14 protein-coding genes are annotated in these 11,134 nt (G+C 38.5%); 7 read left to right on the top strand and 7 right to left on the bottom strand.

Translation table 11 applies throughout. The features are described 5' to 3' along the window. Positions 1-5: 5 nt before the first annotated feature. The 3 genes from ASE92_RS13620 to ASE92_RS13630 all read left to right on the top strand — a co-directional run bounded on the left by ASE92_RS13620 (position 6) and on the right by ASE92_RS13630 (position 1,849). Positions 6-932: a hypothetical protein gene (locus tag ASE92_RS13620; RefSeq protein WP_056850659.1), complete on the top strand. Its 927-nt coding sequence runs from the start codon at positions 6-8 to the stop codon at positions 930-932. Positions 933-1,036: 104 nt separating this feature from the next. Next, positions 1,037-1,228 (top strand): cold-shock protein, encoded by a 192-nt coding sequence (locus tag ASE92_RS13625; RefSeq protein WP_025141747.1) that lies wholly within the window; start codon positions 1,037-1,039, stop codon positions 1,226-1,228. A gap of 90 nt (positions 1,229-1,318) precedes the next feature. Next, positions 1,319-1,849 carry an alpha/beta hydrolase gene (locus ASE92_RS13630; RefSeq protein WP_056850660.1) on the top strand — a complete coding sequence of 177 codons (531 nt, stop codon included), beginning with the start codon at positions 1,319-1,321 and terminating at the stop codon, positions 1,847-1,849. A 75-nt stretch (positions 1,850-1,924) separates the two neighbouring features. On the opposite strand, the gene ASE92_RS13635 is transcribed toward ASE92_RS13630, so the two are convergent. The 4 genes from ASE92_RS13635 to ASE92_RS13650 form a co-directional block, all read right to left on the bottom strand. Next, a complete protein-coding gene (locus ASE92_RS13635; protein ID WP_056850661.1) occupies positions 1,925-2,407 on the bottom strand; it encodes an anti-sigma factor in 483 nt (160 codons plus the stop codon). Continuing rightward, positions 2,404-2,985, bottom strand: a complete 582-nt coding sequence (locus ASE92_RS13640) for an RNA polymerase sigma factor (RefSeq protein ID WP_056850662.1) — start codon at positions 2,983-2,985, stop codon at positions 2,404-2,406. The genes ASE92_RS13635 and ASE92_RS13640 overlap by 4 nt, the downstream gene beginning before the upstream one ends. A gap of 281 nt (positions 2,986-3,266) precedes the next feature. Continuing rightward, the gene (locus ASE92_RS13645; RefSeq protein ID WP_056850663.1) at positions 3,267-3,587 is read right to left on the bottom strand and encodes a multidrug efflux SMR transporter; all 321 of its coding nucleotides are present in this window, start codon (positions 3,585-3,587) and stop codon (positions 3,267-3,269) included. 72 nt (positions 3,588-3,659) lie between these two features. Continuing rightward, positions 3,660-4,226: a Crp/Fnr family transcriptional regulator gene (locus tag ASE92_RS13650; protein ID WP_056850664.1), complete on the bottom strand. Its 567-nt coding sequence runs from the start codon at positions 4,224-4,226 to the stop codon at positions 3,660-3,662. 135 nt (positions 4,227-4,361) lie between these two features. Between ASE92_RS13650 and ASE92_RS13655 the strand changes: the two genes are divergently transcribed. Then, a complete protein-coding gene (locus ASE92_RS13655) occupies positions 4,362-4,727 on the top strand; it encodes a DUF6249 domain-containing protein (protein ID WP_056850665.1) in 366 nt (121 codons plus the stop codon). A gap of 260 nt (positions 4,728-4,987) precedes the next feature. Here ASE92_RS13655 and ASE92_RS13660 read toward each other — a convergent pair whose 3' ends face one another. Genes ASE92_RS13660 through ASE92_RS13670 form a run of 3 tightly spaced genes read right to left on the bottom strand, consistent with a single transcriptional unit; the run spans position 4,988 to position 7,095 of the window. Next, the gene (locus tag ASE92_RS13660; protein ID WP_056850666.1) at positions 4,988-5,413 is read right to left on the bottom strand and encodes a hotdog fold thioesterase; all 426 of its coding nucleotides are present in this window, start codon (positions 5,411-5,413) and stop codon (positions 4,988-4,990) included. Beyond that, entirely contained in the window at positions 5,400-5,909 is a 510-nt protein-coding gene (locus ASE92_RS13665) for a DinB family protein (protein ID WP_056850667.1), read from the bottom strand. The genes ASE92_RS13660 and ASE92_RS13665 overlap by 14 nt, the downstream gene beginning before the upstream one ends. After that, on the bottom strand, positions 5,890-7,095 hold the full coding sequence (locus ASE92_RS13670; protein WP_056850668.1) for a HAMP domain-containing sensor histidine kinase: 1,206 nt from the start codon (positions 7,093-7,095) through the stop codon (positions 5,890-5,892). The genes ASE92_RS13665 and ASE92_RS13670 overlap by 20 nt, the downstream gene beginning before the upstream one ends. Positions 7,096-7,231: 136 nt before the next feature. On the opposite strand from ASE92_RS13670, the gene gltX reads away from it, so the two are divergent. The 3 genes from gltX (at position 7,232) to ASE92_RS13685 (ending at position 11,120) form a co-directional block, all read left to right on the top strand. Beyond that, on the top strand, positions 7,232-8,740 hold the full coding sequence (gene gltX, locus ASE92_RS13675) for a glutamate--tRNA ligase (protein WP_056850669.1): 1,509 nt from the start codon (positions 7,232-7,234) through the stop codon (positions 8,738-8,740). Between the two features lie 150 nt (positions 8,741-8,890). After that, positions 8,891-9,727 (top strand): neutral zinc metallopeptidase, encoded by an 837-nt coding sequence (locus tag ASE92_RS13680; RefSeq protein ID WP_056850670.1) that lies wholly within the window; start codon positions 8,891-8,893, stop codon positions 9,725-9,727. Between the two features lie 259 nt (positions 9,728-9,986). Further along, on the top strand, positions 9,987-11,120 hold the full coding sequence (locus ASE92_RS13685) for a hybrid sensor histidine kinase/response regulator (RefSeq protein WP_056850671.1): 1,134 nt from the start codon (positions 9,987-9,989) through the stop codon (positions 11,118-11,120). Positions 11,121-11,134 lie beyond the last annotated feature (14 nt).

Raw genomic sequence — 11,134 nt, forward strand, 5'->3', positions numbered from 1 at the left:
TTTACATGATTAAGAACACGATACAAGTCTTTTTTTTAATATTGATACTATCTGCTTGTAGCAATAGAAACAAAAAAAATGATGCCAGTTTGAGGGATTTTGAATTTGCGCCCGTAAAGGGAATTCGTTATGAGGAAGTAAAACGCCGTTTTAGTAACGGATTATCGTTTAATGAACAGGGATTTATGCAAAAACCTTCCTGGATTATTGAGGTAGTTTCTGAAGATACGATGTCGGCCTGGAGCCCGCAAAAACAGCGGATGCAAAACTTTTACTTACAATACGATCACGGCAATGTGTACAACTTCGCAGAAGAATTTTTCAAAGTAAAACACATCAGTAAAGATAGTTTGGTGTTCCAACGGGTACAGGTAGATGGAAAGGTAATCGCTGATGATATTCGATCAGATGTAAACATGACTTTTTATGCGCAGAGTTACATCAAAAATAAGCTTAAAACCACCGCGGAAATTCTGCAACGGCCTACAAAGGCAGATACAATATATATCGAAAAAAGAGCTGCAGAAGTAAACCGCACTGATACAACTGCATTCGCGGCGACAGAGCCGGTTCAGTTTCTGCCCAAAAGTAAAATTGTTAAGGTAGAAAAGTTTAGCAGCGTAGATAAATTACAAAAGAGGACTTCTGCTTATGATTATATTTTTCCAAGGTATAGGATAGAGATCAATCGGGCTTATAAGGATTTTGCTTATGAGTGTTTGGCACTGGTGGATTATACCGGAACCCTAAAAATTTTGTCGGTAAACGGGGTGCTACCCGAAGCGGCAGAACCTAAGAAAAGAATGATGCAGGGCGTGGCAGATATCTACATCAGAAATCTGTTTGATGTGGCTCCGGGAACAACGCTTGGAATTCCGCACAATAGCGAAATTACAGTGATGATTGTTGGGAAAGCAATTAAAAAGCCTTAGTAATCTGCTGTTTACAAAATTTTAACGTTAAAAAAATGTTAAAATTTATTTTGATTTTAAAAATTAAAACTTACCTTGCAGACTTAATTTTAATATTTAATACAATGCAAGAAGGCACAGTAAAATTCTTCAATGTAACTAAAGGTTTTGGCTTTATCGTACCTGCGAATGGCGATAGCGAAATTTTTGTTCATTCAACAGGTCTTATCGACGAAATCCGTGAAAACGACAAAGTACAGTACGAAGTTGCTAACGGTAAAAAAGGCTTAAATGCCGTTAATGTGAAAGTAATTTAATTAACTATCATATTTACAATGAAGCCCTGATTGCATAAATCGGGGCTTTTTTTATTTTGAAACTTTAGGATTTCTTTCTGACTAATCTACATGATGACGAATTACTTTATTATCCCTGATTTGGGCAATTCTGGCCCTGATCACTGGCAAACGCATTTCGAAAATTCGGGCAGTAATTTTTGTCGGATTAACCAGAAAGAATGGGATGCGCCGGCTGCGAAAGACTGGATTGAAAAAATTGAATCAACGCTATCAAAATACGATTTATCTACTGTGGTTTTAATTGGTCATAGTCTTGGTTGTACCGCCATTGCCAATTGGGCCAAAGAGTATAAAAAAGTAATTAAAGGAGCTTTGCTGGTTGCGCCGAGCGATCTTGAGGCATCACGCTACAATTTCCCAACGGTGGGTTTTGATCGTGTTCCGTTAGGTAAAATAAATTTCAAAACCATTGTGGTGGCCAGTTCAAATGATGAATGGGTAAGCCTGGAAAGGGCTCAGTTTTTTGCGGCGCAATGGGACAGCGAATTTATCAATATTGGAAAAGCAGGTCATATCAATGCGGTTTCTGGCTTTGGCGAATGGCCCGAAGGACTAGAAATTTTGAAAAGATTAGCCTAACGCAGCTCTCGCAGAGTTCTACAGATCCAGCCAGCATATTGCTGCTTAGAACATTCGATTTCTGCGAAGCAGATATTATTTATGAGTCATCTGTTTCCTCAACAAATAATCAATAAAAATCAACCCAATTACTAAGTCAGCAAAAAGAAAACTATAAAGGACTGTTGGACTAATGTACTTCTCCCAGTTAAAATCAGCATTTAATTTCAAGTCGAAGTCAGTGGTTGTAAAGTCTATATTAAAAAGCGCATAACCCAATAGCGTCACCAAGGATAAAATAAAGAACCCCCCAATACCGTAAATAATACGGGTGTTCACTTTCGTTTTTAGGGCAACCGGAGCCGGGGCTAAGGATATACTTTCCATCACATTCCTGGTAAATGACATGGAAGGTTCGTCAAGCTCTATTTTGCCAAAAGCTATATTCAAACTTAATAATTCTTCATATTGAAGTTTGATTTCGGCATTTGTATTAATCTTTTCTTCAATGGATTTGGCTTCCGCAGCATCCAAATTACCATCGATGTAATCCCAAAGCTGTTGTTCTATTGTGTTCATAGTAACTCTTTTACTTCATCATGTAACAAATATTGTAATTTTTCTTTAAGCCTTTGCCTCGCCCGATGCAATTTCACTTTGATTGTATTAGACTCCCTATTTAAAGCTTTGCCAATCTCCTCCAAACTTTGTTCTCCTTGGTAAAACATCGTTATAATTGCCGCATCATCGGGCATCAGCAATTGTATCGCCTGGTTCAAAAATTTATGACTGTCTTGCTTTTCGTATCCATTTGCATTGAAGCTCGAGGTATGGTTTTCGAGTTGCAAAAAGGTTTCTTCATCGTTAATGGACGAAGTATCCAATCGCTTTTTGCGCAAGAAAGTCATGGCTGTGGTATAAGTAATAGTGTACAGCCAGGTGCTAAACTTTGCTGTTTGCTTAAAGGTTCCCAGTGCTTTATAGGCTTTAATAAAACAATCCTGGGCAATTTCTTCTGCATCTTCCCTGTTTTTTGCAAATCGTAAAGCAAGCGTAAACACGAATCGTTGATGCCTTTTGACCAACAAAGCATATTGAGCGGAATCTCCGTTCAACACATTTTGAATCAGCACCAAATCTGTAAGTGTTTGCTCCATATTTGAATGTAAGACTACATTCGTGATTCGGAGGTTACAGGGCTGCAGAAAAAGTTATGAATTATCAGTTACCGGTTATCATTTACCAGTTATAAGTTGCGGGTTGCAAGTTTGGGCGCAAAGGTTATTGCTTTTAAAAGTCTTTGCATCCAGCCATATAACTTTTAACATTCAACGCTCAACGCATACCCACCCAACTATTTACCCAGCCATTTAACTTTTAACATTCAATTTTCAACCGATAAACACCCAGCCCGGTAACACAGGTAACAGGTAACCGATTAATGCGATGCGAAAAACTTCAACCCTGCGATAGATCCAATTAAGGTACAAATAAAAAATATTCGCCAGAAGGTTGCAGGCTCATTGAAATAAATAATGCCAATAAGTACCGTTCCGACAGCGCCGATTCCGGTCCAAACCGCATACGCCGTGCCCATAGGTAGCGTTTGAGTGGCTTTATTAAGCAAAACAAAACTTAAAGTAATACAAACGAAGAAAGCGATACTCCATTTAATATTCGAAAAATTATTAGAAAGCTTTAAGCAGGTAGTGAAGCCAACTTCGAAAAGGCCGGCAATAATTAAAATGATCCAGTTCATAACGTAATGATTGTTTCGGCAAAAGTACAATACCTTGCTTGGCCCACATTTTACAAATGTTAAAAAATAGATTTATTTGCAGGCCGCTCTAATTCTGCTTAAAGTAACCTGTGTTACGCCTAAGTAAGAAGCAATATGTTTCAAAGCTACTCTTTTAATAAGATCAGGAGATTGAACAATAAAATCACGATATCTTTCTGTGGCATCCTTAAACGAACGGTCGATTAATCTTTTCTCAGTAGCAATTAATTCTCTTTCAGCAATTTTTCTACCCCAATTAGCAAGCGGTAAATGTTCGTTATAAAGCTCAAATAAATCGCGGAGATGAATTTGATATAAGACCGAATCCTCTAAAAGTTCGATATTTTCATAGCCAGGTTTATTGTTAATGTAACTGTTGTAAGAAAGCAACACATCGCCAGCTTGCCCAAACCAAAAAGTAATTTGCTGGTTTTCCCCAATAGAGTAAGCTCTGGCAATACCAGTTTCTAAGATGTAAAAGTAAGGTTCAACTTTTTCAGCGTGGATTAAAATAGTGCCTTTTTTGTGATTGACTACCTTGAAATAATTAGCCAGCAAGGATAAAGCATCATCGCCCAATGCAGTAAATAACTCGGTATTTTTTAATTTCTCTTGCAAATTGTGAAGTAATTAAATAAAGCTATAATTTTTTTTGAGCAGGCCTGTAACCTGATTAAAATTTATGTAGTCATAATACACAGAACACGGTTCAGTAAAAGATAAATAAATTATTAACATTTAAAATACAACACCATGCTAGGTATATTAGTTCCAATTTCGCTTTTTTTAGGCGCATTCGCGATGATATTCGGAATCCGCTATTTATCAAACAAAGAAAAAATGGCCATGATCGAAAGAGGAATCGATCCAGGAGTACAACGAGCCACCCCAAAACCATTTTTGAGTTTAAAATTTGGTTTGCTTTTTATGGGTTTAGGTGTAGGATTATTAGTTGCTTTATTCACTGTTAGAGGCGTTTTCGGCAGCGATATGACAAATGGTGAAATCAGCCAGTCAGTAGCCGTTTATTTTGGTTGCATCGGAATCTTCGGCGGCTTAGGTTTGATCATCTCATATGTTATCGAGAAGAAATGGTTAGATCAGGAAGGTTTGAAATAAGTTGTTGCTAAAGGTTGTTCTCCCGTAGATACGCTGACTTTTGCAGATTTTGTTCTGCTCAAATCTGTGAAATCTGCGGGTGATTTTTTTGCAGCAATATCTTAAGCCATATATTTCTCTCCCGCAGATTACACGGATTTTCGCATATTTTTCTTGCAATAATTTCCGAGGAAGTACTACAAATCTATTTATAGCAAACAGCATAAGCCGAAGCTGCTGCAAGCCTGTTTCCAAATAATTATTTACAGGAAACTGATTAACTAAGTCGGTTTATTTATTACCGCAACAGTAAGTCTGCTGATACAGCTCATTTTACCGCGATCGTTAAAAAGCTTAATATCCCAGATGTGGGTTTTGGCGCCAATGTGTATGGGTGTACAAATACCTTTAACCAAGCCACTTTTTACAGGGCGCAAGTGATTTGCATTTACCTCTAATCCCACGGCAACGTACTTTTCAGGATCAATGAGCATGTAAGATGCGATACTTCCTAATGTTTCTGCCAAAACAACCGATGCTCCACCATGTAAAATTCCTGCAGGCTGGTGTGTGCGTTCGTCAACAGGCATCGTGCCCTCAATAAAATCATCGCCAATTTTGGTAAATTCAATACCCAACAATGCACCAATATGGTTTTTTGGTCGGCCATTCAGTTCCTCAACGGTAAAATCTTTAAACCACTTCATAACGTTCTGCTAAAACTCCAACATGATGAATAATATGACCGGCAGCTATAAATAAGATCGATTTTACACTGATTTCTCTGTTCGAGGCAATTCCTTTTCTGTTCAATTCTGTATCATTGAGGCTTTTGAAAAAGTAAAGGTTCGCTTTTCTTAACGCGGAAAACTCTTCGATCATGTCTTCATAGTTGCGTTCATCGAAGCGGGCATTTGCTACGTATTCATCTTCGTCAAAACCAGGTAATTGCTGCGGTTCATTTCTGGCGAAAGCGGTCATCCGGTAAGCAAAAATCCTTTCGCAATCTATAATATGGCCAAGCATTTCTTTTAACGTCCACTTGCCATCCGCGTAAGCAAAGTTTTCCTTGTTTTTATTTCGTTCGAACAAAGCTGGTATGGTGAAAACCTGTTCTTCTAAAACTTCAATAATATCGCCATTCACTTTGCTGATATAGGTTTCGCCCCAGGCAGGGTATTCGTTAGGTTGTGGTCGGTTCATATCTTAAGCTGCTTTTTAAAATAATTCTGAAGGTTGTTCCTTTGCCGAGCTCAGATTCTTTTACGAAAATTTCACCGCTATGGTAATTCTCAACAATCCTTTTAGTAAGTGATAAACCAAGTCCCCAGCCACGTTTACGGGTGGTATAACCCGGTTGGAAAACGGCATCAAATTTCGACCGTGGGATACCTTTTCCACTATCAGTAACATCGATAAAAACCTGCTCTTTTGCCAGATTCTCAATTATATTTACTGAAATCGATCCTTCATTTTCAATGGCATTTGCTGCGTTTTTCAAAAGGTTTTCAATCACCCAATCAAATAGTGGCACATTTAATAAGGCTCTTACTTGTTCATCGCCGGTAATGCTAAATTTCACTTTATCGGATGTTCTGACTTTGAAATACCTGATAAAGTCGCTGATTACAATGTAAACCGTATGGTCTTCTAATATTGGTTTCGATCCAATTTTTGAGAAACGGTCGGTAATAATTTCCAATCGTTTGATATCGTTTTCCATCTCGGCAATGAGCGGGTCGTCCTCGGCATCAAATTTGGATTTCATCAGCTCTACCCAGGCCATGAGCGAGGATATCGGGGTGCCTAGTTGATGCGCTGTTTCCTTGGCCAAACCCACCCAAACATGATCTTGTTCATCTTTTCGAGCAGAACTAAAGGCGGTGTAAGCGGTTAACAGAAAAAGAAAAATTACACCCATTTGGATGTACGGAAAATAACGAAGTTGGGTAAGGATAAATGAATCTTTATAGTAGGCAAGTTTTTCCTGCCCCATGATATTCATCACCACAGGGCGATGTTGCTTTTTCATTGTAGAAAGTTCCCGAACAAAGTAAAGACTATCGTAAACCAATTTTTCATTGTCGGGGTACCAGGTTTTGGTACTGTCTAACCCGCTTGAAGAAAGGATTGTGCCATCATCATTCACTACAATAACGGGCATTTTGGTATTCTCCCTAACATCTTCTACAACACTTGTGAAGTTATCATTATCATACAAAAGCATCGATCTTTCTGTAATCTTCACCCAGAGCTGAAACTGTGCCGCTTCCTCACGCTCCATTTTTTTTACGAAAGAATCGGTATAAAATACTGAAGCTATGCCGATTAGAATGGCAAATATGAGGAGGAAAAACTTCCAGCGGCGTTTCTTTTGATAAGGGTTCATGCTTTAGATGGGCAAATTACAATAACAAAACGAAAAAATCATAAAAACTATATCTTTGTACCGTCTTGCGTGTTGCGCATGGCGATAGGCGGTTGAACCGCTAATCGCTTAACGCCAACCGCTCAACAAGCCAATTATGGATAAGAAAGTTAGAGTAAGATTTGCCCCAAGCCCAACCGGAGGACTGCATTTAGGCGGTGTACGTACGGCGTTGTTTAATTATTTGTTCGCAAAAAAGAATAATGGAACCTTCGTACTTCGGGTAGAAGATACCGATCAGAATCGTTTTGTAGAAGGTGCAGAACAGTATATTGTAGATTGTTTGAACTGGTGTGGCATTTCCCCAGATGAAAGTCCACAGAATCCTGGAGTTTACGGGCCTTACCGCCAGAGCGAGCGCAAACCAAGCTATAGAAAGTTTGCCGAACAATTGATTAGCGATGGTTATGCCTACTACGCCTTTGATACTCCTGAAGAACTGGATGCGAAAAGGAAAGAACTTCCAAACTTTCAATACGGCCAGGCTACCCGGATGCAAATGCGTAATTCATTAACATTAACCATTAGTGAGGTTGAAGATCTATTGGCTTCAAAAACGCCTCACGTGATCAGACTAAAGGTGCCTGAAGATGAAATTGTTCATTTTAATGATTTAATTCGGGGTGATGTAAGTTTTGAAACTTCATTGGTTGATGATAAAGTTTTATTAAAAGCAGATGGTATGCCGACGTATCATCTGGCGGTTGTGGTAGATGATAAAGCGATGGAAATTTCTCACGCTTTTCGTGGAGAAGAATGGTTGCCATCGGCACCAATTCATATTTTGCTGTGGAAATATTTAGGTTGGGAAGCTGATATGCCAGCCTGGGCACATTTACCTTTAATCCTTAAGCCGGATGGACATGGAAAATTAAGCAAACGTGATGGCGACCGTTTAGGTTTCCCGGTGTATGCTATGAATTGGACGGATCCTAAAACTGGCGATGTTACCAAAGGTTTTAAAGAGATGGGTTTCCTGCCTGAGGCTTTCGTTAATATGCTGGCTTTATTAGGCTGGAATGATGGCACAGATCAGGAGCTTTTCTCGTTAAAAGAATTGGAAGAAAAATTTTCGATAGAAAGAATAAGTAAAGCAGGGGCGAAGTTCGATTTCGAAAAGGCCAAATGGTACAATCACGAATGGATCAAGCAATCGCCGATGACCAGATTACAGTTACCAGTTAAAGCTGAACTGCAAAAAGCAGGAATTGAAGTTGCGGATGATCATTTTTTAAATACGATTATCGATTTAATTAAAGATCGTTGTACACTTTTGCCTGATTTTGTGGCGCAAAGCGGATACTTTTTTGCCTCCCCTAGCCAATACGAGGAGCAAGCAGTTAAACCAAAATGGACGCTAGAAAAAGCCGAATTTTTTAATGCTTTTGCAGAAAAATTGGCTTTAACTGATGCTGCTAGTGAAGAAGTAGCTTTTAAAGCATTGGCTGAAGAAAAAGGTTTTAAGCCTGGCGAGCTAATGTTGCCATTCCGCGTGATGTTGGTTGGTGGCAAATTTGGGCCTGGTGTTTTTGATATTGCTGTACTATTAGGTGTCGAAGAAACTAAGGCTAGAATTGCAAAAGCAATTGCTGTGTTTAGTAACTAGATTAAAAGATACGATGTGTAAGCCAGGAAGAAATTTCTGGCTTTTTTTATTCCATCAAAACCTAAAAGAATAAATCAGGAAAATAATTTCTACTTTAGTCTAACAATTAACTACGGTTTACGGTTATTCATAATATCAAAATTTAAAAATATGCAGTGGTTCGGAAAAGGTAGCAGCAACATGGAAGATGGTAGAAGCGGAGGTGGTGGTAAAACCATTCTTGGCGGAGGTATCGGTATCGTTGTGGTTATACTCGGTTTAATTTTCGGGAAGGACTTAAGTGGTGTAGTGAGTCAGCTTCCAACGTCACAAGGTACAGAAGAAGTTAAGCAAGGCGTTCCGGCAAATGATCCACAGGCGGTTTTTGTTTCTGGTGTTTTAGAATCTACCGAGCAGGTATGGGATAAAGAATTTCAGGCCATGGGCAAACAATACGAATATCCAAAGCTGAGGTTGTTTAGAGAGGGTGTGCAAACTGCATGTGGAAATGCAAGTTCGAACGTGGGTCCGTTTTACTGTCCTGGTGATCAGAAAGTGTACATCGATTTATCATTTTATGATGATTTAAAAAACCGTTTCGGTGCTGCCGGCGATTTCGCTCAAGCTTATGTAATTGCGCATGAGGTCGGCCATCACGTGCAAAATTTGCTGGGCATTTCTGCAAAGCTTGATGAAGCCCGCGGTCAGGTTAGCGAAAAAGAATATAACCGTTTATCAGTAAAATTAGAATTACAGGCCGATTTTTTTGCCGGTTTATGGGCACATCATGCTCAAAACCTTAAAGACTTTAAACTGGAAGAAGGGGATATTGAAGAAGCCCTTACAGCAGCTAATGCCATTGGCGACGATAAATTACAGAAGCAAGCCACTGGTGATGTTCAGCCAGATTCTTTTACTCATGGAACTTCACAACAACGTATGTTTTGGTTTAAAAAAGGTTTCGAAACAGGTGATTTTAAGCAAGGGGATACTTTTAGTCAGCTCTAAGGCTATTGGCAGAGGAAACTTTAATAGTTGAAATTATTGGCCACCTAAACCTGATCGTAATAAAAAGCGCCCGTTTTTTTCAATCTGGACTTGAAATGAAGAACAGAACTAAGCCTTAATTGTAATACTTCAAAACAGTTTCGAAAAAAAATTTCAAAACCCAAAACCTTTTTAAAACTTTGCTGTTTGTATCTAGTTTAGGAGATGTTGTCTCCAGACCAAACATAATTATCCTAGCTTCCTATTTGTTTTAATAACGATGATCCTTATAGTTGATGACAGACCAGAAAACCTTATTTCGTTGCAGAAAGTACTACAAGCTCATAATTTTGAGGTAGACACGGCATCATCTGGAGAAGAAGCATTAAAAAAGGTTTTAAAAAACAATTATGTGCTCATCATTCTGGATGTTCAAATGCCAGATATGGATGGTTTTGAAGTTGCCGAAGCCATTTCGGGCTTTAGCAAGGCAAAAGATACTGCAATCATATTTTTATCGGCAGTAAACACCGAACTTAAATTTATAACTAAAGGATATTTAAGTGGGGGATTAGATTACATCATCAAGCCGGTTGATATCAATATTCTTTTACTTAAGATAAAGACTTTTTACCGCATTTATGAGCAGAGTAGAAAGCTAAACGAGGTTCAGGAAGAATTGTTAAAAGAAATAGAATTTAGAAAACAAGCTGAACAAAAAAAGGACGAATTCATCAGTATTGCCAGCCATGAGTTAAAAACCCCACTCACCAGCGTTAAAGGTTATATACAGCTTTTGCAACGGAGCTTAAATAAGGATAACAAAGAAATAGCTCAAAACCATTTGGAAAAAGCCAGCATTCAGCTCGAAAAGCTAAACGAATTGATTGTTGATTTATTAGATATTTCGAAGATTGAAAGTGGCAAAATGAAGTTTAACATGCAAAGCTTCTGTGCCGATAATATGGTTAACAATGCCATTGAGATGTTGCAACAATCCAATCCTGATTTTAAAATTACCAAGCTTGGCCAAACCAGCGAGAATATTTTTGGCGATGAAATGCGGTTGGAACAGGTGGTCATCAATTTTATAACCAACGCTATTAAATATGCTCCAGGCACTAACCAGGTAAACGTAACCATTAATATTAAAGATGGGAAGCTCTACCTGGCCGTTAAAGATTTTGGAATTGGAATTTCCAGCGAGCAACAAGAAAAGATTTTTGATAAATTTTACCGCGTTGAGGAAAATAGTCATCGTTTTAACGGCTTAGGTATTGGTTTGTACATTTGTGCAGAAATAATTAAGCGCCATGGTGGTACTATTGGAGTAAATAGTGTGCCAGATGAGGGCTCGGAATTTTATTTCATTATTCCAACAACTGAAGAAGAAATTCTGCAAAATCAAATCTAATCATCTCCAAATTA

The organism is Pedobacter sp. Leaf41 (genome assembly GCF_001422545.1).
Classification (GTDB): domain Bacteria; phylum Bacteroidota; class Bacteroidia; order Sphingobacteriales; family Sphingobacteriaceae; genus Pedobacter.

Coding starts and splice junctions, on each gene's coding strand:
- ASE92_RS13635 (WP_056850661.1), bottom strand. CDS start 2,407: ATGAACACAATAGAACAACAGCTTTGGGATTACATCGATGGTAATTTG.
- ASE92_RS13645 (WP_056850663.1), bottom strand. CDS start 3,587: ATGAACTGGATCATTTTAATTATTGCCGGCCTTTTCGAAGTTGGCTTC.
- ASE92_RS13685 (WP_056850671.1), top strand. CDS start 9,987: ATGATCCTTATAGTTGATGACAGACCAGAAAACCTTATTTCGTTGCAG.
- gltX (WP_056850669.1), top strand. CDS start 7,232: ATGGATAAGAAAGTTAGAGTAAGATTTGCCCCAAGCCCAACCGGAGGA.
- ASE92_RS13670 (WP_056850668.1), bottom strand. CDS start 7,095: ATGAACCCTTATCAAAAGAAACGCCGCTGGAAGTTTTTCCTCCTCATA.
- ASE92_RS13660 (WP_056850666.1), bottom strand. CDS start 5,413: ATGAAGTGGTTTAAAGATTTTACCGTTGAGGAACTGAATGGCCGACCA.
- ASE92_RS13620 (WP_056850659.1), top strand. CDS start 6: ATGATTAAGAACACGATACAAGTCTTTTTTTTAATATTGATACTATCT.
- ASE92_RS13640 (WP_056850662.1), bottom strand. CDS start 2,985: ATGGAGCAAACACTTACAGATTTGGTGCTGATTCAAAATGTGTTGAAC.
- ASE92_RS13630 (WP_056850660.1), top strand. CDS start 1,319: ATGATGACGAATTACTTTATTATCCCTGATTTGGGCAATTCTGGCCCT.
- ASE92_RS13680 (WP_056850670.1), top strand. CDS start 8,891: ATGCAGTGGTTCGGAAAAGGTAGCAGCAACATGGAAGATGGTAGAAGC.
- ASE92_RS13625 (WP_025141747.1), top strand. CDS start 1,037: ATGCAAGAAGGCACAGTAAAATTCTTCAATGTAACTAAAGGTTTTGGC.
- ASE92_RS13665 (WP_056850667.1), bottom strand. CDS start 5,909: ATGAACCGACCACAACCTAACGAATACCCTGCCTGGGGCGAAACCTAT.
- ASE92_RS13655 (WP_056850665.1), top strand. CDS start 4,362: ATGCTAGGTATATTAGTTCCAATTTCGCTTTTTTTAGGCGCATTCGCG.